Annotated in this window: 23 protein-coding genes and 1 pseudogene; 20 read left to right on the top strand and 4 right to left on the bottom strand. The window is 62.6% G+C overall.

Annotation, left to right across the window (positions count from 1 at the left end):
- The first annotated feature begins 225 nt into the window (after nucleotides 1–225).
- Nucleotides 226–459 (top strand): hypothetical protein, encoded by a 234-nt coding sequence (locus M1D43_RS28250; protein WP_013845530.1) that lies wholly within the window; start codon nucleotides 226–228, stop codon nucleotides 457–459.
- 394 nt (nucleotides 460–853) lie between these two features.
- Here the strand turns inward: M1D43_RS28250 and M1D43_RS28245 are convergent, their stop codons facing one another.
- A complete protein-coding gene (locus M1D43_RS28245) occupies nucleotides 854–1777 on the bottom strand; it encodes a LysR family transcriptional regulator (RefSeq protein WP_088198260.1) in 924 nt (307 codons plus the stop codon).
- A gap of 158 nt (nucleotides 1778–1935) precedes the next feature.
- Between M1D43_RS28245 and M1D43_RS28240 the strand changes: the two genes are divergently transcribed.
- The 5 genes and pseudogenes from M1D43_RS28240 (at nucleotide 1936) to M1D43_RS28220 (ending at nucleotide 5665) form a co-directional block, all read left to right on the top strand.
- Complete coding sequence (locus tag M1D43_RS28240; protein WP_015242186.1) at nucleotides 1936–2382, top strand: (2Fe-2S)-binding protein; 447 nt, start codon at nucleotides 1936–1938, stop codon at nucleotides 2380–2382.
- A 14-nt stretch (nucleotides 2383–2396) separates the two neighbouring features.
- Nucleotides 2397–4640: a xanthine dehydrogenase family protein molybdopterin-binding subunit gene (locus M1D43_RS28235; protein ID WP_318869056.1), complete on the top strand. Its 2244-nt coding sequence runs from the start codon at nucleotides 2397–2399 to the stop codon at nucleotides 4638–4640.
- Nucleotides 4637–5011 (top strand): c-type cytochrome, encoded by a 375-nt coding sequence (locus M1D43_RS28230; protein WP_498814550.1) that lies wholly within the window; start codon nucleotides 4637–4639, stop codon nucleotides 5009–5011. The genes M1D43_RS28235 and M1D43_RS28230 overlap by 4 nt, the downstream gene beginning before the upstream one ends.
- A pseudogene (locus tag M1D43_RS28225) lies at nucleotides 5002–5237 on the top strand (MFS transporter); the annotation flags it as partial. The gene M1D43_RS28230 and the pseudogene M1D43_RS28225, both read left to right, overlap by 10 nt.
- Nucleotides 5192–5665, top strand: coding sequence for a cyclophilin-like fold protein (locus M1D43_RS28220; RefSeq protein ID WP_425336889.1), 474 nt, complete (start codon nucleotides 5192–5194; stop codon nucleotides 5663–5665). The pseudogene M1D43_RS28225 and the gene M1D43_RS28220, both read left to right, overlap by 46 nt.
- Before the next feature lie 60 nt (nucleotides 5666–5725).
- Here M1D43_RS28220 and M1D43_RS28215 read toward each other — a convergent pair whose 3' ends face one another.
- The gene (locus M1D43_RS28215) at nucleotides 5726–8146 is read right to left on the bottom strand and encodes a GcvT family protein (protein WP_498814549.1); all 2421 of its coding nucleotides are present in this window, start codon (nucleotides 8144–8146) and stop codon (nucleotides 5726–5728) included.
- A gap of 235 nt (nucleotides 8147–8381) precedes the next feature.
- Nucleotides 8382–9269 carry a LysR substrate-binding domain-containing protein gene (locus tag M1D43_RS28210; RefSeq protein ID WP_014528701.1) on the bottom strand — a complete coding sequence of 296 codons (888 nt, stop codon included), beginning with the start codon at nucleotides 9267–9269 and terminating at the stop codon, nucleotides 8382–8384.
- A gap of 224 nt (nucleotides 9270–9493) precedes the next feature.
- On the opposite strand from M1D43_RS28210, the gene M1D43_RS28205 reads away from it, so the two are divergent.
- From M1D43_RS28205 to M1D43_RS28150, 12 genes are all read left to right on the top strand, one after another.
- Complete coding sequence (locus M1D43_RS28205; RefSeq protein ID WP_010967775.1) at nucleotides 9494–11029, top strand: trimethylamine methyltransferase family protein; 1536 nt, start codon at nucleotides 9494–9496, stop codon at nucleotides 11027–11029.
- A 7-nt stretch (nucleotides 11030–11036) separates the two neighbouring features.
- Nucleotides 11037–12029: a GlxA family transcriptional regulator gene (locus tag M1D43_RS28200; RefSeq protein ID WP_014528700.1), complete on the top strand. Its 993-nt coding sequence runs from the start codon at nucleotides 11037–11039 to the stop codon at nucleotides 12027–12029.
- 91 nt (nucleotides 12030–12120) lie between these two features.
- Nucleotides 12121–13425 (top strand): M24 family metallopeptidase, encoded by a 1305-nt coding sequence (locus M1D43_RS28195; protein WP_498814547.1) that lies wholly within the window; start codon nucleotides 12121–12123, stop codon nucleotides 13423–13425.
- Nucleotides 13425–14105, top strand: a complete 681-nt coding sequence (locus tag M1D43_RS28190) for an isochorismatase family protein (RefSeq protein WP_318882543.1) — start codon at nucleotides 13425–13427, stop codon at nucleotides 14103–14105. The genes M1D43_RS28195 and M1D43_RS28190 overlap by 1 nt, the downstream gene beginning before the upstream one ends.
- A gap of 150 nt (nucleotides 14106–14255) precedes the next feature.
- On the top strand, nucleotides 14256–14918 hold the full coding sequence (locus tag M1D43_RS28185) for an ABC transporter permease (RefSeq protein ID WP_010967771.1): 663 nt from the start codon (nucleotides 14256–14258) through the stop codon (nucleotides 14916–14918).
- On the top strand, nucleotides 14915–16030 hold the full coding sequence (locus tag M1D43_RS28180; protein ID WP_014531500.1) for an osmoprotectant ABC transporter ATP-binding protein OsmV: 1116 nt from the start codon (nucleotides 14915–14917) through the stop codon (nucleotides 16028–16030). The genes M1D43_RS28185 and M1D43_RS28180 overlap by 4 nt, the downstream gene beginning before the upstream one ends.
- Entirely contained in the window at nucleotides 16027–16782 is a 756-nt protein-coding gene (locus M1D43_RS28175; protein WP_014531501.1) for an ABC transporter permease, read from the top strand. Before M1D43_RS28180 ends, M1D43_RS28175 begins: the two co-directional genes overlap by 4 nt.
- A 23-nt stretch (nucleotides 16783–16805) precedes the next feature.
- Entirely contained in the window at nucleotides 16806–17696 is an 891-nt protein-coding gene (locus M1D43_RS28170; protein ID WP_498814544.1) for a glycine betaine ABC transporter substrate-binding protein, read from the top strand.
- 126 nt (nucleotides 17697–17822) lie between these two features.
- A complete protein-coding gene (locus M1D43_RS28165; protein WP_498814543.1) occupies nucleotides 17823–18947 on the top strand; it encodes a mandelate racemase/muconate lactonizing enzyme family protein in 1125 nt (374 codons plus the stop codon).
- Nucleotides 18944–19948, top strand: a complete 1005-nt coding sequence (locus M1D43_RS28160) for an Ldh family oxidoreductase (protein WP_498814542.1) — start codon at nucleotides 18944–18946, stop codon at nucleotides 19946–19948. The genes M1D43_RS28165 and M1D43_RS28160 overlap by 4 nt, the downstream gene beginning before the upstream one ends.
- A 107-nt stretch (nucleotides 19949–20055) precedes the next feature.
- Nucleotides 20056–20445 carry an MbcA/ParS/Xre antitoxin family protein gene (locus tag M1D43_RS28155; RefSeq protein WP_010967765.1) on the top strand — a complete coding sequence of 130 codons (390 nt, stop codon included), beginning with the start codon at nucleotides 20056–20058 and terminating at the stop codon, nucleotides 20443–20445.
- On the top strand, nucleotides 20442–20960 hold the full coding sequence (locus M1D43_RS28150; protein WP_010967764.1) for an RES family NAD+ phosphorylase: 519 nt from the start codon (nucleotides 20442–20444) through the stop codon (nucleotides 20958–20960). Before M1D43_RS28155 ends, M1D43_RS28150 begins: the two co-directional genes overlap by 4 nt.
- On the opposite strand, the gene M1D43_RS28145 is transcribed toward M1D43_RS28150, so the two are convergent.
- Nucleotides 20942–21985 carry an AraC family transcriptional regulator gene (locus M1D43_RS28145; RefSeq protein WP_010967763.1) on the bottom strand — a complete coding sequence of 348 codons (1044 nt, stop codon included), beginning with the start codon at nucleotides 21983–21985 and terminating at the stop codon, nucleotides 20942–20944. The genes M1D43_RS28150 and M1D43_RS28145 overlap by 19 nt on opposite strands.
- Nucleotides 21986–22106: 121 nt before the next feature.
- Here M1D43_RS28145 and M1D43_RS28140 point away from each other — a divergent pair, with 121 nt between their 5' ends.
- Together M1D43_RS28140 and M1D43_RS28135 are read left to right on the top strand one after the other, a co-directional pair.
- Entirely contained in the window at nucleotides 22107–22874 is a 768-nt protein-coding gene (locus tag M1D43_RS28140; RefSeq protein ID WP_010967762.1) for a 3-hydroxyacyl-CoA dehydrogenase, read from the top strand.
- Nucleotides 22875–22898: 24 nt separating this feature from the next.
- Nucleotides 22899–24089, top strand: a complete 1191-nt coding sequence (locus M1D43_RS28135; RefSeq protein WP_010967761.1) for an acetyl-CoA C-acyltransferase — start codon at nucleotides 22899–22901, stop codon at nucleotides 24087–24089.
- The last annotated feature ends 73 nt before the right edge of the window (nucleotides 24090–24162 follow it).

The following is a 24162-nucleotide window of genomic DNA, read 5'->3' as shown; positions in this document are numbered from 1 at the left end:
AAATTTTATCCACGCCAGCCTTTGCAGGTGCGCCCTTTGGAGCCGTTTTTCAGGCGAGATCGACGCATCGGCCACCAGGTTCCAGCCGCTGCCGCAGATCCCGAGCCGGGGTGACCAAGTCGCGCAAAACCCCAAGGCCAAGGAAAATGGTAAGGAAGCGTCGCCCGCTGGTTTCTGCTAAGCTCTGAAACGTGTGAACTTTGACTAGCAAAGGCGGGGCTTCCAATGAGCGATCCAAAACCCGAAAGGCTCCACCTTACCTTGGCTGAGCTAATCAGCGAACAAATTGAGCAACGGCATGCAACCGAGCTGCGAGCCGTGCTGTCAACCGGAAACGAAATCACCATGCATGGAAGGTTCACAGTCGGCAGCGACTTTATAATCTACAGAACTGCGAAGGATAATAGCGGCAAATGGGCGATGACTCCCTTTGCTCATATCGTACAGCTGGCAATCTGATTTCAGCTCCGGGGTCATGCCTGAGGGCATCATCCGCCACGAAGACAAGGCCACCGGTCGGCTTGTAACCGACTGCGATAGCGCGTGCCATGCCGGACGCAGTTTTCGGCACGCGGGAGAGACGCTCTCTTCCGATATTGTGCATTCTGCAAATCTTTGCGTGCAGACGACCCCGACACGTAGCACGGATGGACACCTGCGGCGGCGGCGAACACGGAACGCAGATCGTCCGCGCTGCCCAGTTCAACGTCGACGCGCCGCCAACGTGGCTGGCAATCCACATCTTGCCCTCGCTGCCATCGTCCATGCTGGCGTACGGGCCACGCAGGAAGATCTTTCGCTCCTGATCTCGGAGCCCTTACCGCCCGCGGCTCGTCCGCGTGCGGCCTATGTCTTAAGCATCTCGCGTTCCCTCGGAATCTGGTGTGCCATGGTGTCGCAGGGCGTCCACGATCACCTTGAATGCGGGTGAGTTGTGGTATCGGCTAGGGTAGTAAATGTAGTACCCGGCAAATGGAGGCGACCAGGGCTCGAGCAGCGCTACCAGGCGTCCTCCCGCAATGTGCCCCGCGACGAGATCTTCCGGCAGATAGGCTATGCCGTGACCTTTCAGGGCGGCATCGACCATGGGGTATGAGCTATTGAAGGTGAGTTGTCCGTCGACCCTGACGCGGAGCTCTTGCCCGTTCTTCTCGAACTCCCATACATAATGTCCGCCGCCTGTTGCCTGGCGCGAGTTGATGCAATTGTGCTGGATCAGTTCCTGTGGATGCTCTGGCAGCGGACGATCTGCCAGGTAGTCGGGCGAAGCCACTGCCAGAAGCCGCCAGTCCGGTCCGATACGGACCGCGATCATGTCCTTTTCGACGCTCTCGCCGAGGCGAATGCCTGCGTCGAAACCATCTTCCACGATGTTCCTGAAGCCGTTGTCCCTGCTCAACTCGAGCCGAATGTCGGGGTATTCCAGAAGAACCGGCTGTAGTTTCGGCCAGACGAGGCTCTCCAGGGCGTGGTCGGACAAAGTGATTTTGACCGAGCCGGACGGTTTGTCGCGAAAGGCCATAAGGGCCGCGATTTCGTCCCTTATGGCCGATATCCGCGGCGCCAGCGAACGAAGCAGGCGCTCGCCAGCTTCCGTCACGGCAACGCTCCGGGTGGTCCTGGTCAGAAGCCTCAGGCCCATCCTCGTTTCGAGGCGCTTGATCGTGTGACTGAGCGTCGATTGGGTTATGCCGAGCTTGGCAGCGGCCCTGGTGAAGCTGCGCTCCTCGGCCACGGCGAGAAACCACAGCAGATCGTTGAAGTCTTCCTTGGGCATACTCTACATCCGCACGCTCGATTTATGGTTCATGTCGATAGATGTAAGAGAACTATGCCCACTAATCCATAGGCTATGCTTTTGCTACCGTCCCAGCTGAAACAGTTTGCTCGCTGTTTCCGCGCCCGTTTTCCCGCAAGCTGCATTGAGACACCGCCATGGAACTCACCATCAACGGCTCTAGACACCAGGTGGACATCGAGCCGGATACGCCGCTGCTCTGGGTTCTTCGCGATGAACTCGGCATGACCGGAACCAAATATGGTTGCGGCCTCGCCCAGTGCGGCGCCTGCACGGTTCTCGTCGACGGACAGGCGACGCGCTCCTGCGTCACTCCGGTGGAGAGCGTTGCCGGTTCCGAGATCATGACCATCGAGGCCATCACCGAAGATCCAGTGGGCCAGAAAGTAGTCGAGGCATGGGTTTCCAATCAGGTACCTCAATGCGGCTACTGTCAGTCGGGCCAGGTCATGGCCGCGACGGCGCTCATAAAGCAGAGTCCTCGGCCGAGCGACGAGGACATTGCCGGCGCAATGATCAATCTCTGTCGCTGTGGCACCTATAACGCCATTGCGGCTGCCGTCCGGCAGGCCGCTGAGGCTTGATCGGGAGCGACACCATGAACGACATGACACCGGTTACCTCTGAAATCACTGCCAGCGAGATCGGCAAGCCCTTCAAGCTTTCTCGGCGCGGCTTTCTCGGCGCCTCGCTCGGCGCCCTCGTCCTCGGCGTCACTCTTCCGGTCGGCCGGGCCAGAGCACAGGCAGCCGCTACGACCATAACGCCCGGCACCCGGATTTCCGCTTTTCTGGAGATCCTGCCCGACGAGACCGTCCTGTTCCGCAGTGCTTTCATCGAGGGAGGGCAGGGCATATTCACCGCCATGGCGCAAATCGTCGGTGAGGAACTGGACGTCGATCCGATGCAGTTCGTCGTCGAAGGCGCGCCTCCGGGTCCCGATTATCTGCTGACCGGCGGCGGGCGGTTCACCGGCGGCAGCATGTCCGTGCGCATGAGCTACGACGCCATGCGCAAGCTCGGCGCTTCCGCGCGCCACATGCTCATTCAAGCCGCTGCGGTACGGCTGCGCGTGCCGGTATCGGAGCTGTCGACGGAGCCCGGCCGCGTCGTGCACGGCGCTTCGGGGCGGACCCTTCAATACGGTGAGATCGCAGATGCGGCAGCGGGCTTGCCGCTCCCCACCAATGTCGTGCTGCGCGATCGCGCAGACTTCCGCTGGATCGGCAAGCCGGTGCCGCGGCTCGATGTGCGCGACAAGTCGACGGGCAAGGCTCGGTACGCAATCGATCTGAAAGTCGACGGAATGCTGCATGCCGCGGTCCAGCACAGCCCGCGTCTCGGTGGCGAGCCCGGTGCTTTGCAGAATGAAGCGGACGTGCGCGGCATGCCCGGCGTCCATTCCATTCACAGCCTGCCCGGCACCGTCGCCGTGGTCGCCGATAGCTGGTGGCGCGCGCGCATGGCAGCCGAAGCCCTGCAGGTGACCTGGACGGAGCCGACTCGCGGAACGGCCCACGTCATGTCGGCGGATTTTTCCACCGAGGCGCACATGGCGATGCTGAAGGCGACGCCGGGGGAGGGCGTCGCCTACGAGACCGTCGGGAATGCTGCAACAGCGCTCGGTGATGCTGCGCGGGTGGTCGAGGCGACTTATGACGCGCCATATCTGGTGCATGGGCAACTCGAGCCGCCATCCGCGCTTGCGCGCTGGAACGACGACGGGTCGCTCGACCTCTGGGTTCCCAATCAGGCACCGGAGATGTTTCAGGCAGAGGCCGCGAAGGTAGCCGGCATCGCGCCGGAGAAGGTCACCATCCACTCGCCGATGCTCGGCGGCTTCTTCGGGAGGCATTTCCTCTATCAAACGGCCAATCCGTTCCCACAGGCGATCCTGCTTGCAAAGGCTGTCGCTCGGCCGGTCAAACTCATCTGGAGCCGCGAGGAGGAGTTCCTGCGAGACACCCTGAGGCCGATGGGCGCCGTTCGTTTCCGCGCCGGGCTCGACGCCGAAGGATTGCCGGTGGCACTGGAGGCGGTGGCGGTGGGCGAAGGTCCGACGGGCCGCTGGTTCGGCCGCCAGCCGGACAAGGTCGATAGTTCTTCCGTCGAGGGCATTGCGGGCAAAGTCTATTCGATCCCCAACCGGCATGTCGGCCAGGTTCATGTGGACGACCCCGCGATCATCGGCTTCTGGCGGTCCGTCGGTCACTCGATGAACGACTTCTTCTACGAGACGTTCTTCGACGAGATGGCCGATGCGGGTCAGCAGGATCCTTACGAATTGCGGCGGCGTCTCCTCGCGGACAGCCCGCGGCACAGAACCCTGCTGGAAGCCGTGGCCGAGCTCTCCGGCGGTTGGCGGCGAGGACCGTTCATCGCGGACGACGGCACGCGCCGCGCCCGGGGCGTGGCCATGGCCTCACCCTTCGGCAGCGAGGTGGCGACGATTGCCGAAGTGTCGTTGCGGAGCGGCGAGGTCGTCGTGCACGACGTCTGGGTGGCTATCGATCCGGGCAGTATCGTCAATCCGGCGATTATCGAGGCACAGGTGAACTCGGCCGTCGCGCTCGGGCTTTCCTCGGCTTTGCTGGAAGAGGTCGTCTATGTCGACGGCATGCCGCAGGCCCGCAACTACGATGGCTATCCGATTTTGACGCCGGATCGCATGCCGCGGGTTCATGTGCGGATCGTAGCAAGCGGCGCTCCCATGGGCGGCATTGGCGAGCCCGGTTTGCCCGGGGTGCCTCCGGCCATCGCAAACGCCGTTTCCGTTCTGGCAGGGCGGCGCGTTCGAAGCCTGCCGCTGTCCAAACACGATTTCAAAGGAGTCGACGGTTGAACAAGGTCGTCATTGCTGCGCTCGTTTCTCTTGCTGTTTCAGGCCACGTCACGCCGGCTCTGTCTCAGGAGGCTGCGCCAGGTCAGAAGCTGTTTCAGCAACGCTGCGGTGCGTGCCATCAGCTCGAGACACCTCGAAACGGCGTCGGACCGCATCTGCTGGGTGTCGTCGGCCGAACGGCCGGCAGCGTTGACGGCTTCAGGTATTCCGCGGCGCTTAAAGGTTCCGGTATCGCATGGACCGCCGAAACGCTGGAAACCTTCCTGAGCAATCCCGCCGCGATGGTTCGCGGAACGCGCATGGCCCAGCGTTTCAACAACGCCGACGAGCGTCGAGCGATCATCGCGTTCCTTGGGGCGCTACGGCTCTGATGGTCGGTCGGGCGCTGCTCGGCGTTGCCATCGGCGGATTCTGGTCGATGTCCACCGCGGTCGTCATGCGCCTCCTGCCGGAGAGTGCGGTGCCGGAGGGCCTTGCGTTGCTGAATGCCGGCAACGCTATCGCTGCCACGATTCTCCGCTCCGCTCGGCAGCTTTCTGGGATTACATCGGCTGGCGGGGCGCGTTCTTCTTCGTGGTTCCGCTGGCGCTCATTGCGCGCCGCGGGTCTTGATCGGCGGCGCCATCACCAGGGCCGTACTGCCGCGCCTGGTATGGGCTCAAAAGGAGACTAACATGAAGATGCGCATTGCCTTTGCCGATCACGTGTTCACGGCTACGCTCTACGACAGCCCCCCGGCGCGCGACCTCTGGTCGATGCTCCCGCTCGAGCTGGAGATCGACAATTACGCCAACAACGAGAAGATCGCCTATCTGCCCCGAAAGCTGACGGAGGAAGGCAGCGGTTCGTTCTCCAACGAAGCCCCGGGCGACCTCTGCTGCTATGCTCCCTGGGGTAATCTGGCATTCTTCTACGCTGGCTATCGCTACTCGGCCGGTCTGATCCGGCTTGGCCGGCTGGATGGCGGCGTCGAACCTTTGCTCACGCGCGGAAAGTTTCCACTCCGCATCGAACGACTGTCCTGAAGATCATGCTCGCACCTGTTCTACCGTGCCGCCTGTAGAGGGACGGCACGCATCTGTCCGTCACATTCGAAGCCTTTCGCCTGCGGGGTCGAAGGGCGGCCGTTCCAGGATGACTGCGTCATGGGCGCGGCCGAGGATCGCAACACTCACCTTGTTACCCGGTTTCGCCATTTCAGCCTTGATGTAGCAGAGCGCTAGCGACATGCCGACCGTATAGCCGTAGGCGCCGGATGAAACCTGGCCGATCGGGGTGCCGTCCCGGAGAAAGATCGGCTCGCCGCCGGTGGCGTCCGCATCCGTGGCGTCGATCGATATCATGGCGAGCTTCTGCCTCGGAAGCTTCCCTGCGATTTCCTGGTAAGGGGCCTTGTTCAGGAACGCGTCCTTGTTGAGCTTGATCAGCCGGTCGAGAGCGCATTCCTGCGGCCAGTATTCCGGCGAATACTCGCGGCTCCAGCTGCCATAGCCCTTTTCGATGCGCAGCGAGGCGAGTGCGCGTGAGCCGACCGGACCCGCGCCGAGATCCGCGCCGGCTTCCAGCAAGGCGTCGTAGAGCGCGACCTGCCTTTCGGCGTCGCAGTAGAGTTCCCAGCCGAGATCGCCGGTGAACGAGACGCGCAGCGCGATGACCTCGACGCCAGCGACGCGCATCCTGCGCGACCGCATGAAGGAGAAGTTCTCGTTGGAAAGGTCGTCATTTGTCAGGCGCATCAGCAATTCGCGCGATTTCGGCCCGGCGATGTTGAAGGCGCAAAGGCGCTCCGTGAGCGAGGTGAAGGTCGTGTCGTCGGGAAGCGGAACCGCATTGAAGAAGCGCTGATGGTAGCGTTCCGCCATGCCTGAGCCGAAGATCATGAACTCGTCGTCGCCGAGCTTCGTCACCGTGAAATCCCCGGCGATGCCGCCCCGCTTGCCGATGAGAGGCGTCAGGCACGAGCGGCCGACCCCAGTAGGCATGCGGTTGGCAAAAAGCGCGTTCAGCCAGTCGGAGGCACCCGCTCCCTTCACTGCGTATTTCGCAAAGTTCGAGATGTCGATAATGCCGGCGCTTTCGCGCAGCATGCGGGCCTCGCGGCCGACGGGCGCCCACCAGTTCTGGCGGGTAAACCCGATCGTCTCTTCCTTCGGCTCGCCCTCGGCGGAAAACCAGAGCGGATGCTCCCAGCCGAAATTCAGGCCGAAGACGGCGCCCATCGCCTTCTGTTTCTCATAAGCCGGCCGGGTGCGAACGGGTCGTCCGGCTGCCCGCTCCTCATTGGGAAAGTGGATCTTGAAACGGTGGCTGTACTGGTCCTGGACGCGCGCCTTGGTGAAGGCCTTGTTCGCCCAGTGACCGAAGCGCGCCATGTCCCAGCCGAACATGTCGAGCGACGGCTCGCCCTCGATCATCCATTCCGCTGCAAGCTTGCCCATCCCGCCCGACTGCGAGAATCCGGGGATGATGCCGTTGCAGCAGAAGTAATTCGTCATTTCCGGTACCGGACCGAAGAGGACCGCGCTATCTGGCGACCAGATCATCGGCCCGTTGATGACGCGCTTGATGCCCGCCGTTCCGACCACCGGCACGCGATCGATCGCGCGCATCATATTTTCCTCGATGCGTTCGAGGTCGTCGGGGAAGAGTTCGTGACCGAAACCGAGCGGCGTGCCGTCCTCGGCCCAGAAGCGCATGTCGCGCTCATAGGCGCCGATCAGGAGGCCCAGGCCCTCCTGCCGCAGGTAATACTCGCCGTCGCGATCAGCGACGGAGGGAAGCCGCCGGTCAAGGGCGGCGATCTCCGCTATGGTCTCGGTGACGAAATACTGGTGTTCCGTCGGCATCAGCGGAAGTTCGAGGCCCGCCATGGCGGCGACTTCACGGCCCCACAATCCTGCGGCGTTGACCACCCACCGGGTGCGTATGTCGCCTTTCGGGGTGCGCACGATCCAGCTGCCGTCCGCTTGCGCCTCTGTACCGGTGACGGGCGTGAAGCGGTGTATTTCGGCGCCGCGCCTGCGCGCGCCTGCGGCATAGGCCATCGTCACACCGGAGGGGTCGACATTGCCGCCCTCCGGCTCGTACATGATGCACCGGATGCCGTCGAAGTTGACGAGCGGATGCAGCCGCTCGGCTTCGTCACGGCCGATCTCGTAGAAGTTCATCTTGTAGCGGCGCGCCTTGGCCTCCTGGAGCCGGAGCTGGTGCTCGCGCGCCTCGGTCTGAGCAAGATAGAGCGATCCCGGCTGGAAGATGCCGCATCCTTGTCCGGTCTCGACCTCCAGCTCCTTGTAGAGCGCCATCGTATAATGCTGAAGCAGGCTGATATTGGTGGAGTCGTGCAGGCCGTGGATGTTGGCGGCCGCATGCCAGGTCGACCCTGATGTCAGTTCGCTCCGCTCGAGAAGCACGACGTCGGACCAGCCGAGCTTGGTGAGATGGTAGAGAATGGAGCAGCCGATGAGACCGCCGCCGATGACGACCGCTTGAGCGTGGGAGCGCATGGAAATCCAGCCTTGAAACGATGACCTCTGCCGCCGGCGGATCTCTGCCGGCGCGGCTCCAGTTTAGGGACGGGCCGTTTTTTGCAAAGCTGCGTAAAGCGGGAAATCGGGCCCTTTTGTCATCGGATGGACAAATAAAACGAGGTCATTGATCTCGCAATTTTCGTTTGTTGCGCGGCAAGTTCCGGCTAGTTTGAAATCGGCCCTTTCCGGCATCGAGCCAACGGGTCACCGGTCAGCCGATCACCTTCTGAGCCTCGGCGATGATCCAGTCGCGCACCTTCGAGACGGTCGTTCCTTTCGACGCCTGTCCTTCGGCGAGGTAGTAGTTCCACGCGCTCCTGGTGCGGATCTGAAACGGCTCGACGAGCAGGCCGCGATCCACATAGGTCCGCGCGAGCGACTGGGTGGTCACGATGCAGCCGGCGCCGCTCGCCGCCATTTCCAGCGCGATATTGGTGGAATTGGTGGAAAGCCGCTTGTCGTTTGCGGATGCATCTATGCCGAGCGCATCGGCCATTTCCTGCCAGAACTCCTGCCGCCCGTGCACGGCGATCCAATTCGATTTAAGAACGTCGGCCGGCGTCCTGACCGCATTCTGGCCGTGGACGAGCTGGGGCGCGCATAGAAGCACAAGCCGGTCGTTCCACAATTGCATGCCGCTTGCCGGCATGTTGTCGAATCGGCGGATCGAAATCAGGATGTCGGCGATTTGCTCGGTCGAATCCTCCCAGATCGTACCGTGCAGAAGGATTTCCACGTCGGGATGTTTCCTGCTGAACCCGGCCACGCACCTTGCCAGCCAGTTTTCGGCAAGGCTCGTCGGGCAGGAGATGACGACGGTTTTGTTGCGTGCCGACGCAAGAACCGCTTCCGTAGCGAAATCGATCTGGTTCAGAGCCTGGCGCAGGGTGGGAAGAAAGGCCTCGCCCATCTCGGTCAGCTTGAGGCTGCGCGGATAGCGGATGAAGAGCTGGCGCCCGAGATATTGCTCGAGCGCCCGCACATGATTGCTGATGGCGGCCTGCGTATAGCCCAGTTCGCTGGCCGCCTCGGTGAAGCTGAGATGCCGGGCAGAGCACTCGAAGGAGCGGATGTAGTTCAATGGCGGCGGCGGCTTCATCTGAAGTTCCCTTTTGTGCGACGCTAGCCTGCCCGCTCCGGCACTTGCAAGACGCAAGCGTGCAATGACATGGTTTTTTTTGGGCATTGCCGCCGAACTTATCATGTGAAGACCGGTGCATCATTGGCCATAGTTTCGGTGAGCGGAACAGAAAAAGCACAAGTATTCGGAGCAGGCCTTCTGTGGCCTAGCTGCGCGGATCAGGGGATGAAAGGCAGTTCTCGATGAGCGGCAGACGCGGCGGGGGAAGACGATCGCGGGCAATCCGGGGCGGCGATGGTATCTCGCAGCTGCCATGGCAGGAGGTCGTCAACACCTATGCCCCGATGCAGCTTCTCGACGAGGAGCGTATTGAGGCCCTTCACCGCAATTCGATGCGCATCCTCTCCGAAATCGGCATTCGCGTCATGAGCGAAAAGGCGATGGCGCTGTTCGAGAAGGCGGGCGCAATCGTCGACCGCGAGAACCTGATGATCCGCATCGACGAATCCATCGTCGAGGCGGCGCTCGCCACGACGCCGTCTTCCTTCACGCTGACCAGCCGCAATCCCGAAAAACGGCTGACGATCGGCGGCAACACGATCGCCTTCGGGCTCGTGGCAGGTCCGCCCAACGTGCACGACCGGGTCAACGGCCGGCGGCAAGGCAATCTCGCCGATTACCAGAACTTCACGCGTCTGGCCCACCACTTCAACGCTATCCACATTCTCGGGAACCAGGTCTGCGCGCCGATGGAGCTGCCGGCCAATTCCCGGCACCTCGATACCTACAAGGCGAATCTTGCGCTCAGCGATCTTTGCTTCCACTGCACCGCCATCGGGCGGGGTCGGGCCGTGGACGGCATCAACATGATGGCGATCGCGCGCGGCATCAGCGTCGAGGAGATGAGCCAATCCCCCGGCGTCATCACGATCATCTCGGTGAACTCGCCGCGGCTTTTCGACGACGCGATGGCGGACGGACTGATCGCCATGGCCGAGCACGGGCAGCCGGTGACCATCACGCCCTTCACGCTGATGGGCGCCATGACGCCGGTGACGCTTGCGGCAGCACTCTGCCAGCAGAATGCCGAGGCGCTGTTCGGCGTCACGCTTGCGCAGCTGGTCAATCCGGGTACGCCGGTCATGTATGGTGCATTCACGTCCAATGTGGACATGCGCTCCGGCGCCCCCGCCTTCGGCACGCCGGAGAACGCCAAGGCCAACATTATCGCGGGCCAGCTCGCGCGGCGCTACAAGCTTCCCTATCGCACGTCGAACGCAAATGCCTCTAACGCCGTCGACCTTCAGGCAGCCTACGAGACGGAAATGGCGACTTGGGGTGCGGTGCTCGGGGGTGCCAACCTCATCTATCACGCGGCGGGATGGCTCGAAGGCGGCCTCACGGCCTCCTATGAGAAGCTCGTGCTCGATGTGGAGATCCTGCAGAACATGATGGGCTTCCTCGAGCCCATGCCCTTCTCCGAGGACGATCTCGGCTTCGACGCTATCAGATCCGTACCGGCGGGCGGGCACTTCTTCGGTTCCGAACACACGATGGCACGATACGAGACGGCCTTCTATCAGCCGATGCTGTCCAACTGGCAGAATTACGGCAGCTGGCAGGAAGCCGGCGGCCGCGACGCGCTGGAGCGCGCGACCGACATCTGGCAGCAGGCCCTGCGAGAATATGAGGAGCCGGTACTCGACCCGGCGATCCGGGAAGAGCTCGATGCCTACACGATCAAGCGGCGCGCGGAGATCGGGGCGGGCGAACCTTGAGGGGCAGATGAGGGATACGCAGGAAATCCGCTTTGCGGTATTGATGTTTCCGAACTTTCCGTTGATGGCTTTCAGTTCGGTCATCGAGCCGCTGCGCGCAGCCAACACGTTGTCCGGCAGGCGCTGCTATTCCTGGCTCACGGTCGCTGCCGGCGAGAAGATCAGCGCGTCGAATGGCATCGGTATCGAGCCGGACTTTCATGTGCGCAACGCACCAGAGGTCGATCGGATTGTCGTGTGTTCGGGCGGTGACGCAGAGCATCTCGTCGCGGACGAGGAGATGGCGTGGATCCGCAAGAATCTCCGCGCCGGGGCGCAACTTGGTGCGGTGGCCGATGCTGCCTTCTTCCTGGCGCGCAAAGGGCTGCTCGACGGCCACTCCTGCACGCTCCACTGGACCAGCCAGCCGGCCTTCAAGGAAGCGTTCCCGCATCTCGACATGCGCTCGGACCTCTATGTGATCGACCGCCGCCGCTTCACCTCCGTCGGCGGCATCGGCAGCCTCGACATGATGCTGGACATGATCGGACGGGACTATGGCGCCGAGCTCGCCGACGGCGTCGCCGGCTGGTTCATGCACAGCCCGCTGCGGCCGGACGCCGATCGCCGGAAGCTGACCTTGCGTATCCGGAGCGGCATCGCCGACGACCTGGTCCTTTCCGCGGTGGCGATGATGGAGGACGCCATCGAGGACGTTTTGCGGATCGAGGACCTGGCAAGCCGGCTGAATGTCTCATCCGATAAGCTCGAACGCGCCTTCAAGGCCGAACTTGGCGTGTCGCCCAACAGCTACTATCGCAATCTGCGGCTCGGTCATGCGGCAGACATGCTGACGCATTCAAACCTCAAGGTGAATGAAGTCGCCGTCGCGTGCGGTTTCGTAAATGCCGCAAACTTCTCCCGCGCCTTCAAAGAGCAGTTCGGATATGTCCCGCACAGCGTTCGCCGCCGCGTCTCGCGAGCGGGCGAGGCGCCCCGCGCGTTCGCGGGGCTGAAATAATGAAGCCGCGCGGATTCTGGCATAGATCCTGCGGAATCGGCGCAAATGCGCGCTCCGACTCTTCTCCATCCTGCTGGAAAAGGAGAATATCATGAGCATTGTTGTATTCGATCCCGACAGCGTGGATGACGTGGACTTCAAGGAGCGGATGCGCCATCCGGAGACAGCCGATCCGGCCGGCGGCATGTGGCTTTCGGACACGGAACCGTCCTTTATCGACGCCGACGCCCTGCGCAACGGGCGTTTGAAGAAGCTTCGCGACTGGATGCGCGCTGCCGGTTACGGCGCGGTGGTCCTTTTCGACCCCTATAACCAACGCTACGCGACGGGCTCCCGAAACATGTTCGGGTATTTCCTGCGTAACTCCACCCGCTATTTCTTCATCCCCACTGAAGGTCCGGTCGTCCTCTTCGAATATCCGCAGAGCTATCACGTCTCGATGGTCCTCGACACGATAGACGAGGCTCGCCCCTCCAAACTTGTCTGGTCCTCCGTCTCCGGTAAGGACGACGAGACCGCCGGGCCGTTCGCGGACGAGATTACCGATTTGCTCAAGCAGCATGGCGGCGGGTCGATGAAGCTCGGAATGGACCGCTGCAGCCATCTGCAGGCACTGGCGCTCGAAAAGCGCGGGTGCGAGGTGAAGGACTGCCAGGGCGAAATTCTCGCCGTCAGGGCCGTAAAGACTCCTGAAGAGATCAAATGCCTACAGGTATCCATGGCCGGCGCCGAAGCTGCCGTGGCCGCCGTGCGCGAAGCGATCAAGCCGGGCGTTTCCGAAAACGAGCTCTTCGCGATCATGTATCATGAAGTGATCCGGCAGGGCGGCGAGTTCATCGAGACCCGGCTGCTGAGTTCCGGCCAGCGAACCAATCCCTGGTTCAACGAGGCAAGCGGCCGCAAGATCAGGCCGGGTGAACTCGTGGCCCTCGATACCGATACGATCGGCTGCTACGGCTACTATTCCGATTTCTCGCGAACCTTCCGCTGCGGTCCCGGCAAGCCGACCCCTTACCAGAAGTCGCTCTACCGGATGGCCTACGACCAGGTTCAGCACAATATCGACATCGTCAAGCCGGGTATGGCCTTCCGCGAGATCGCCGAAAAGGCCTGGAAGATACCAGACCGCTTCGTCGATCAGCGTTACACGTCCGTGATGCACGGCGTCGGCATGCACGGCGAGACGCCGTTCATCGCCCATGCGATGGACTACGAGACCTACGGTCGCGATGGACATCTCGTGCCCGGAATGGTCGTGTCGGTCGAAAGCTATATCGGCGAAAAGGGCGGCCGAGAGGGCGTGAAACTCGAAGACGAGATCCTCATTACGGAGAACGGCACGGAGCTCCTGTCGCGCTTTCCCTATGAGGACGAATTCCTGAGCGGGGAGACTTGATGAAGAAACCGTTGCGGATCGACCGTGCGAAAGCCGCCGCCATTTTTATCGATCTCCAGGAGGAGCATCGCCGCGACGAGCGCTATCTCGTCGAAGGTTACGATACGGTGCTCGGCAATGCCGCACGCCTTCAGTCGGCGGCCCGCCGAAGCGGCATCCCCGTCTTTCACTGCGCCTATATCGTCGATCTCGCCGACAATTTTCGCCCGTTCCATCCGATCGGACCGGACGGACGTTCCGCCTTCAGCGACAAGGACGATCCGCTCACGGCGATTTGCCCGGAGGTCGCTCCGCTTCCGTCGGAGCGGCTGCTTGTTAAAAACGAAGCGAGCGCCTTCGGCAAGAGCCCCTTGATCGGCGAATTGCGGGACGCAGGCGTGGAATGGCTGGTGGTCGCCGGCGTCTGGACCGAGGCTTGTGTCGATGCAACGGTCAAGGACGCGATCAACCTTGGCCTGCATGTCCTACTCGTAAAGGATGGCTGCGGCAGCGGCGGCCTTGCGATGCACCAGACCGGCATTCTCAATCTGGCGAACCGCCTCTATGGCGGTGCGGTCGTCGGTACCGAAGCCGCTTGCGCCCTTCTGGAAGGAGATACGGTCGAAGCATGGCGGGTCGAGGGATCGGTGCCCCTGCGCTACACTTTCGAGAATGCCGCTAAACTTTACGGCGAACTCTGACGAGCGTTGATAGGGGCACGCATCAGAGCGGAAGGCCGGGTGTCCCGCCTGCATCCCGCTCTGATTTATTGGAATCGGTCACGCGCATGGTTTCAGGTCGAACCGGCCTGAGACATCGTGATGCAGTTTAGGAGAGGCAGGCGGCAACGAATGGAGATCGTTCGGTTCATCATCGACAATCTGGACATCATAGGCACGCGGACGATCGAGCACATTTCGATCGTCTTCCTGGCGGTTGGGATTGCGATCGCGACGGCCGTTCCGATCGGGGTTGCGATCACGCAGTCGAAGAGCACGGCCGACACCGTTCTCTATCTCGCGTCGATGATGATCACCGTTCCCTCGATTGCGCTGTTCGGCCTGATGATCCCGCTGCTCTCGCCGATCGGGCATGGCATCGGCTATGTCCCGGCGGTCGTAGCCGTCATTCTCTATTCCCAGCTTCCCATCATCCGGAACACCTACACCGCCATCACCAATGTCGATCCGGCTCTTCGGGAGGCCGCGAAAGGGATGGGGATGAGCACATGGCAACGTCTGCGCCAGGTCGAAATCCCGCTTGCCATTCCGGTCATCATGGCCGGCGTCAGGACTGCCGTCGTCATGAACATCGGCGTGACAGCGATTGCGGCCTATATCGGCGCAGGCGGCCTTGGCACGTTCATCTCGCGCGGCATCAGCCAGTCCGATCCCCGTCAACTGGTGACCGGAGCGCTGGCGGTTTCGCTGCTTGCGATCGCAGCCGACCTTTTCCTCGCGCTCGTGCAGCGCCTTCTCACGTCACGCGGTATTCAGGGGGAGGTCACGCCATGATCCGGCTCGAGAATCTGACGAAACACTACGGCCCGGCGCATGATCCGCTCATTGCCGTCGACAATGTGAGTCTAGACTTACCCACCGGAGAGATCTGCGTGCTGCTCGGTCCCTCGGGATGCGGCAAGACGACGACGATGAAGATGATCAACCGTCTGATCCAGCCAACCAGCGGCAAGGTCTTCATCAACGGCAAGGACACGAGCACCATCGATCCGATCAAGCTGCGGCGGACCATCGGCTATGTGATCCAGCAGATCGGCCTTTTCCCGAACAAGACGATCGAGGAAAATATCTGTGTCGTGCCGGACCTTCTCGGCTGGGATCGCCGCAAGTCGCGCGCCCGCGCCAAAGAGCTCCTCGAGCTTGTCGGCCTCCAGCCCGACCTTTTCCTCAAGCGCTACCCGAAGGAACTTTCAGGCGGCCAGCAGCAGCGTGTCGGCGTTCTGCGCGCCCTTGCGGCCGATCCGCCGGTCATGCTGATGGACGAGCCGTTCGGGGCGATCGATCCGATCAACCGCGAAGCCATCCAGGAGGAGTTCCTGAAGATGCAGCGGGAGATCCGCAAGACGATCATCTTCGTCTCGCACGATCTCGACGAAGCGGTGAAGATGGCGGACAAGATCGCGATCTTCCGCAGCGGCAGGCTCGAACAATATGCCGCGCCCGACGAACTGCTCGCCCGTCCCGCCAACAGCTTCATCGAAGACTTCCTGGGCTCGGACCGGGCACTCAAGCGGCTGAGGCTCGTCTCGGTGCGCGACGCCATGGAGACGGGTTTCATCACGGTCCGGAGCTCGGACTCGGTCGAGCATGCGCTTGAGCGCATGCGATCGTCGCGCAGCGCTGCAGTCTTTGTGCTGAACGCCGACGGCGCACCGCAATCTCTCTTGAGTGAGCAGGTGGCGGAGCTGCGCTCCGGTACGGTGGGCGATCATGCGGAACCGGTAAAGTCTGCCGTCCCGACCACCGGCGATCTTAGGCAGGCCGTGTCGATAATGTTCGCCCACGACATGCCGCTGCTGCCCTGCGTCGACGAGGGCGGTCGGATGGCAGGCGTGATGAGCTACCGTTCCATCGTGCACTATCTCGCCCATGGAGCAAAGGCATGAGCGCTCTCGTCAGCCCGGCCGCACCGCAGCAAAGGCGCCGGATCGAGACCGCGCCTTTGATCGTGCTCATCGTGCTGGCCGGAACCGTCGCCTGGCTGTGGTGGAGCGGCATGGCAGAGGAAATCCTCGCCTATTCCGACGACATCTCCTATCTCACCGTGCAGCATCTGGAACTGGTCGCCTGGGCGGGAGGGCTTGCCATCCTTGTGGCCGTACCGGTCGGCATCGTGCTTTCGCGGCCCGCCTTCCGCCTCGTTTCGGAGGCGGTGATGCAAGTCTTCAATATCGGCAGCACCGTGCCGACGCTTGCGATTCTGGCGCTTTCCATGACGCTGCTCGGGATCGGTACGGTGCCCGCGGTCTTCGGTCTCTGGGCGGCCACCCTCCTTCCGATCGTGCGCAACACCTATGCCGGCCTGCGCGCCGTGCCGCCCCACCTCGTGGAGGCCGCAACCGGCATGGGCATGACGCCGCGGCAGGTTCTGTGGCGGGTCGAACTTCCAAACGCCCTCTTCGTGATCTTCGGCGGCATCCGCACGGCGCTCGCGATCTGCGTCGGCTCCGCGCCTCTGGTCTTTCTGATCGGCGCGGGCGGGCTTGGCGAACTGATCTTCACCGGGATCTCGCTGGACGAACTCCCGATGATGATGGCCGGGGCCATTCCCACGGCAATGCTCGCGGTCCTGGTCGATTTCATCGTCGGCCAGATTCAGTACTACCTCGTTCCACGGGGCATCAATCCGCTGCGATAACAAAATGAGAGAGAGGAACTGAAATGAACTTCGCACCGAAACTTGCCAAGACCCTTCTGTCGGCGGCGGCCATCGCGCTCGTAACGACGACCGCCTGGGCCGCCACCATTACCGTCGGCGGGAAAAACTTCACCGAGCAGCTGATCATCGCAGAGATTACCAAGCAGCTCCTCGAGAGCAAGGGCCACACCGTCAACAAGAAAGACGGCATGGGCACGAAGATCGTCCGCGCCGCACTGGAGAATGGCGAGGTCGATCTCTACTGGGAATATACGGGGACGTCGCTCATCACCTTCAACAAGGTGACGGAACGGCTTTCGCCGGAGGAGACCTACAACCGCGTCAAGGAACTGGACGGCGAAAAAGGCCTCGTCTGGCTCGCACCGTCCGCAGCGAACAATACTTACGCCTATGTCGTCAAGCCGGGTAACGCCAAGACGGAAGGCATGGAGACGATCTCCGACCTCGCCAAGGCATATAACGACGGCAAGGATATACTCATGGGCACGACGGCCGAATTTCCGAAGCGGCCGGACGGCCTGATCGGCCTGGAGAAGGTCTACGGCTTCGAGACCGGGCGCGCCAATGTGCGGCCGATGGACCTTGGTCTTGCCTACAATGCGCTGGCCAACGGCGATCTCGACACCATCGCCGCGCAGGCGACCGACGGCCAGATCGCGGCACTCGGCTTGAAGACGCTGAAGGACGACAAGGGCTTCTTTCCCAACTATGCGCTGACCCCCGTCGTGCGCAAGGAAGTGCTCGACGCGAATCCGGACCTCAGGGAAACGCTCGAAACGGTCTCGAAGAAGCTCGATGACGCCACGATGCAGCGTTTGAACAGCCAGGTCGATGTGGAGAAGAAGACCATCGAAACGGTCGCCGCCGACTATCTGAAGTCGCTCGGCATGTAAAACGCGCCGCCGAACGTCTCGTCCCGCCTGCAGGTTTCCTGCCGGCGGGCGGGAAGGATGCGTGCCGGAGAACCCGGCGCGGATATACCGGATCGGCCGTGCCGGCCGTCTTTTCGAGGAACGAGAATGGTCAAAATATCAAACGTCCGCGTCCGCCCGCTGGTTCTGCCGCTCAAGCAGCCCTACCACTGGTCCTACGGCATCCGCGAATCTTTTGCGGTCAACCTTATCGAGATCGAGGCGGATGACGGCACGGTCGGCATCGGCGAATGCACGGTCGCGCCGGACCAGACCGGTACGGCGGCGATCCTTTATCGCCTCGCCAAACATCTCGTCGGCCATTCGCCTCACGACGTGGCACCGCTCATCGCTCGCATCTTCCACCAGGAATATCTCGGGCATGGCGCCAATATCATGCGGGCGGCCAACCAGATATTTTCTGGCATCGACATGGCTATGTGGGATCTTCAAGGCAAGCTCGCCGGCCTGCCGGTTCACCAGCTGCTTGGGGGCGCTCACCGGAAGGCGGTCGGCTACTTCTATTTCCTGCAGGGCGAAACCGCCGAGGAGCTTGCGCGCGATGCCGCCGTCGGCCACGCCCAGGGCGAGCGGGTCTTCTATCTCAAGGTCGGCCGCGGAGAGAAACTCGACCTCGAGATCACCGCGGCGGTTCGCGGCGAGATCGCCGATGCGCGGCTTCGCCTCGATGCGAACGAAGGCTGGAGCGTCCATGACGCGATCAACATGTGCCGCAAGCTCGAAAAATACGACATCGAATTCATTGAGCAGCCGACCGTCAGCTGGAGCATTCCGGCCATGGCGCATGTGCGCGAGAAAGTCGGTATTCCGATCGTTGCGGATCAGGCTGCCTTCACGCTCTACGACGTCTACGAGATATGCCGCCAGCGTGCTGCGGACATGATCTGCATCGGCCCGCGCGAGATCGGCGGCATACAGCCGATGATGAAGGCGGCAGCCGTGGCGGAGGCCGCCGGACTGAAGATCTGCATCCACTCTTCCTTCACCACGGGCATCACCACCTGCGCTGAGCACCATATCGGGCTTGCCATTCCCAATCTCGACGACGGAAACCAGATCATGTGGCAGCTCGTCCAGGAGGACATCGTCTCCTCGCCCGATCTCACGCCCAAAAACGGCTGGCTCGATGCCTTCAGGAAGCCGGGACTTGGTTTCCAGCTCGCCGAAGACCTGGTCGCCGAAGGCGAAGGACGCTACGCGGCAAGCCGATGACGCCGGTCGAGACCTCCTGGGAAGAGATCGAGGCGGTTTGCCTCGAGGCGCTGACGCTCCATGGTGCGGCAGCCGAAACCGCACGCGCCGTGGCGGGCGCGATCACCAGGGCTGAGGCCGATGGCAATCGCGTCTGCGGCCTTTACTACCTGCCGATCTTCTGCAGGCACCTGGCGATCGGAAAGGTCGATGGAGAAGCCGTTCCCGAGGTGACGACGCGCGGTGTGACGGTTACGGTCGACGCAAGATCCGGCTTCGCACATCCCGCCACAGCCGCCGGCACGCCGGCCCTGATCGACCTTGCACGCCAGGCGGGCCTCGCGGCAATGGCGGTGCGCAACTCCTATAATTGCCTCGCGCTCGGTCATCACGTCCGGCCCCTTGCCGACGCCGGCCTTATCGGCATCTGCGTTTCGAATGCGCCTGCCTCTGTCGCGCCGCCCGGTGCGACGCGGGCGCTCTTCGGCACGAACCCGCTTGCCTTCGCCGTACCTTCGAAAGAAGGGGCTCCGACAATCGTGGTCGATCAGAGCATGAGTGCTGTCACCAAGACGGAGATGATCCTGCGCCGCGATCGCGGCGAGGCCATCCCGATCGGCTGGGCGCAGGACGGGAACGGACAGCCGACGACCGACGCGGCCACCGGGCTGGAAGGCTCTCTGCTGCCCGCCGGCGGTCGCAAGGGCGCCAATATCGCCCTTCTCGTGGAAGTCCTTGCTGCGGCCCTGACGGGTTCGGCCCTCAGCACGGAGGCGAGCGCCTTTGGAAACGAGGAGGGTGGGCCGCCGCATGTCGGCCAATTCCTGATCGCCATCGACCCTGATCACTTCGCCGCCGGTCACTTCTCCGAAGCGATGGATAATCTGGTCGCCTCCCATGACGCCGCCGGGGTAAGGCTTCCCGGCCACTTTGGACGAAAGCAGCCCGTTTGCGTCGATGCTGATCTTTGGAAGAAGGCCGTTTTGCTTTCGAAGTCGAAGAACCGCCAGAAGCCTGGATAAGAGTGCAAAGCCCGCTCATCATCGATTGGCGGTCGTGTCGGTCTTGCGAAATTGCATGGACTGACATATATTTTGCACAGGAAATATGTTCTTGGATATGACGCAATATGGCTCAGGCTCAAAAGATCCAAAGCGATGGCGGACCGCTGATACTTTCCTACATGGACAAGGGCGGAAAGATCGCAGTTCAGCAGGTCGCGGTCGGCTTCGGCATGTCGAAAACGCAACTTGCCGAAACGGCCGGGCTTGCGCGTGAAACGCTCTACCGGCCGGAGCGCAGCCGGGGGACGAAGACGCAGAACCGTCTCCGCGAAATGCTCGAGATCATCAGCCGGGTCACCGACTGGGCGGGCGGCAAGGAGCAGGCAATGGCGTGGTATCGCGCCCAGCCCCTCCCGGCATTCGGCGGGCGAACGGCCGAAGCTCTGGTGAAGGACGGCAAGGCGGCGGCCGTGCGCGATTATCTCGATCACATGGCCCTCGGGGGCTTTGCTTGAGGTTCACGGGAACCTGCTATCGCGCGCATGACCCTCGCTGGGCTTTCAAACCTGCATCCGGCGATGGCGCGGCAATAAAGGGCGCGCGCTTCAATCCGAAGGGTGTGAAGACGCTTTACCTTGCACTCAGCATCATGACAGCGGTCAAGGAGGCCAATCAGGGCTTCGCTCATCGTATCGATCCTTGCGTTCTTTGCTCCTACGACATCGATTGCGCTGACATCGCTGATCTCACGGCGGAGAGGGGGAGAGCGGAACACGGGGTATCGCTGGAGGAGATGGCCTGCAGCTGGGCGGGCGCGTTTGCCGAGGGGAGGCGTCCGGCTTCCTGGGCCATTTACAACCGCCTCCATCCGCGCGGGACCGCCGGCATTCTGGTTCCGAGTTTCGCACCGGGGACCGAAGCGGGAGACCGGAATCTCGTCCTTTGGACGTGGGGACCGGATCTGCCGCATCGCCTCGACGTGTATGATCCAAGTGGTCGGCTTCCTAAGGATCAGCTCTCCTGGGGTTGAGTGCGTTTCCGTGGTGAACTGCTTTCCGCGAAATCCGTCTGCGTAGCATTACGCCGGAATTGCGCCGGGGACTTTCCGGTCCATTTCCGGAATGCGCGGTGAAAGGCGCTCGGCTCGGAAAAGCCGAGCTCGACGGCAAGCTGGGCCACATTCGTCCGGCCGTCAGCCAGGGCTTCCATCGCAAGCGCCCGGCGCAGGTCCTCCTTGATCGATCGATAGGTCTGGCCCTCCTGCCTCAATCTCCGCCGAAGGGTCGGCGCTGCAATCCGCATGCGCGCAGCAATCGCCTCGAAACCCGGCCAAGCGGATGGAGCCGTAGCATGGAGCCGCTGGCGTATTGCCGCGGACAATCCCGCGTCGTGGCGATAGCGCACGAGAATATTTGCAGGCGCATGCCGGAGGAAGTGCTTCAGCGCCCGCTCGTCACGGATGGGCGGCAGTTTCAGGTACTCGGCATCGAAGACAAGCCGCGTCCGGCGCTGATCGAAGTGGACGGGCGCGCCGAAGAAGAGCCGATAATCGGTTCCGGCGGGTGGCGCACTGCAGCGGAAGTCGACCCAGCGGATCGGAAGCCGGCGCCCGATCAGCCAGCAATTGACGCCATGCAGGATGATCCAGAAGGTACGGTAGGCGAAGGCGGAGCGTGTCGCCCCGGCGTCCTTCAGAACAATCTGTGCCAGACCGTTTTCGACGACCAGCTCGCCGTGCGGATTCTCGAGGACCACCCTTAGGAAGCGCAGTGCTCGCCGCAGTGCATGTTCGAGCGTCGCGGTGGAAAGAATGGCGTGGCAGAGCAATGCGAAGCTGCCGGCGCGCATCGGCCGTGCGCCCTCGCCGAAAAACTCGTCATCCATCGCCTGCGCCACCGCATGCCAAAAGGCGCCGTATTGATTGGCCGAAACTGGCCCGGTGACGATGGATGGCAGGCCGGCTTGTGCAAGGAGGGGTCCGGCATCCACTCCATGGCGCCGGAGGCATTCGAGCGTGTCGTCCATGAAACATGGGGCGATCATCCGGCGTTCCATGTGCGACGGTCCCTTCTCATTGAACATTGCAAAAGCGATCACATAAGCTGAGCCATTCGGTCATTGCATACCATATTTTTCCTCTGCATCATCCGATTGGAAACAGTTGGAGCTGGAGCCCATGCAACTCAAGAGCCGCGTCTTTATCGTTACGGGGGCCAGTTCCGGGCTCGGCGCGGCTGTGACGCGCATGCTGGCTCAGGAGGGCGCGACAGTGCTCGGGCTGGACCTGAAGCCGCCAGCGGGGGAAGAGCCTGCCGCCGAGCTCGGCGCGGCGGTGCGCTTCCGAAATGCCGACGTGACGAATGAGGCCGACGCCACCGCCGCTCTGGCATTTGCGAAACAGGAATTCGGGCACGTCCACGGATTGGTGAATTGTGCCGGCACTGCGCCCGGCGAGAAGATTCTCGGCAGGAGCGGCCCGCACGCACTGGACAGTTTCGCCCGCACGGTCGCCGTCAACCTGATCGGGACATTCAACATGATACGGCTTGCCGCCGAGGTCATGTCGCAGGGAGAGCCGGACGCCGACGGCGAGCGGGGGGTGATCGTCAATACCGCCTCTATCGCCGCTTTCGACGGGCAAATCGGCCAGGCCGCCTACGCTGCGTCGAAGGGCGGCGTCGCCGCCCTGACGCTTCCGGCCGCGCGCGAGCTCGCGCGTTTCGGAATTCGCGTCGTCACCATTGCGCCCGGCATCTTCGATACGCCGATGATGGCCGGCATGCCTCAGGATGTTCAGGATGCGCTCGCGGCAAGCGTGCCCTTTCCCCCGCGCCTTGGTCGGGCGGAGGAGTATGCCGCCCTCGTGAAGCATATTTGCGAGAATACGATGCTCAATGGCGAGGTCATCCGCCTCGACGGGGCTTTGCGCATGGCGCCCCGGTAAGCATGGCCATGCAGGGAGGTTCGAATGAACAAGCAGGATCCTGTGGTCATCGTCGGGCAGGCACGAACCCCGCTTGGCAGTTTCCAAGGTGAGTTGAAGGACCTTTCCGCCGCCGACCTCGGCGCGGCCGCGATTGTCGATGCTCTGAAGCGCGCCGGACTTGCGCCGGATGCGGTCGATGAGGTGATGTTCGGTTGTGTCCTGACCGCGGGACAGGGACAGGCGCCAGCCCGTCAGGCGGCGCTCGGTGCGGGTCTTCCGCCCGGCGTCGGCGCGACCACCGTGAACAAGATGTGTGGTTCGGGCATGAAGGCGGCGATGCTGGCGCATGACCTGATCAAGGCGGAATCGGCCTCGATCGTGGTTGCGGGCGGCATGGAAAGCATGACCAATGCCCCCTATCTGCTCGACCGCGCGCGGCAGGGCTATCGCATCGGACACCAGAAGGTTCTGGACCACATGTTCCTCGATGGGCTGGAGGATGCCTATGACAAGGGGCGCCTGATGGGCAGCTTTGCCGAGGATTGCGCGGAAGCCTATCAATTCACCCGCAGCGCCCAGGATGAGTATGCCATTGCGTCCCTGGAGAAGGCGCAGAAGGCAAGCGCCGACGGCAGCTTTGCGGAGGAGATCGTCCCCTTGAGCATCGCCTCGGGCAAGGGGGAACGGACCGTCAACCTGGACGAGCAGCCGCAGAAGGCGCGGCTCGACAAAATTCCTCTGTTGAAACCGGCTTTTCGCGACGGCGGCACGATCACGGCCGCGAACGCCTCTTCGATTTCCGACGGGGCAGCGGCGCTGGTGCTGATGCGCCGGTCGGCGGCGGATAAACAGGGCATCGGGCCTCTGGCGGTGATCTGCGGTCATGCCACCCATGCGGACGCCCCCAGTCTCTTTCCGACGGCGCCGATCGGAGCGATCAAGGCACTCTGCCGGCGCATCGGCTGGGACATTGGTGAGGTCGATCTCTTCGAAATCAACGAGGCCTTTGCCGTCGTGCCGATGGCGGCAATGCGCGAGCTCGGCCTTGATGCGGAGAAGGTGAACGTCCACGGCGGCGCCTGCGCGTTGGGCCATCCAATCGGCGCCTCGGGCGCCCGGGTGATCGTCACGCTCGTCAATGCGCTGCGCCGCCGTGGCCTTAGACGCGGCATCGCGTCCGTGTGCATCGGCGGCGGCGAGGCGACTGCAGTCGCGGTGGAGATATCGGGCTGACGGGATGACGGGCCGCCCGTGTCGGGGTGGCGGGGGTTTCACATTGATCCGGGTTCACCGGCGTCCGGTCGGC

The sequence above is a fragment of the Ensifer sp. R1-3 genome, from assembly GCF_056739175.1.
The sequence above is the reverse complement of the archived record's forward strand: the minus strand, read 5'-3'. Positions and strand labels throughout refer to the sequence as shown.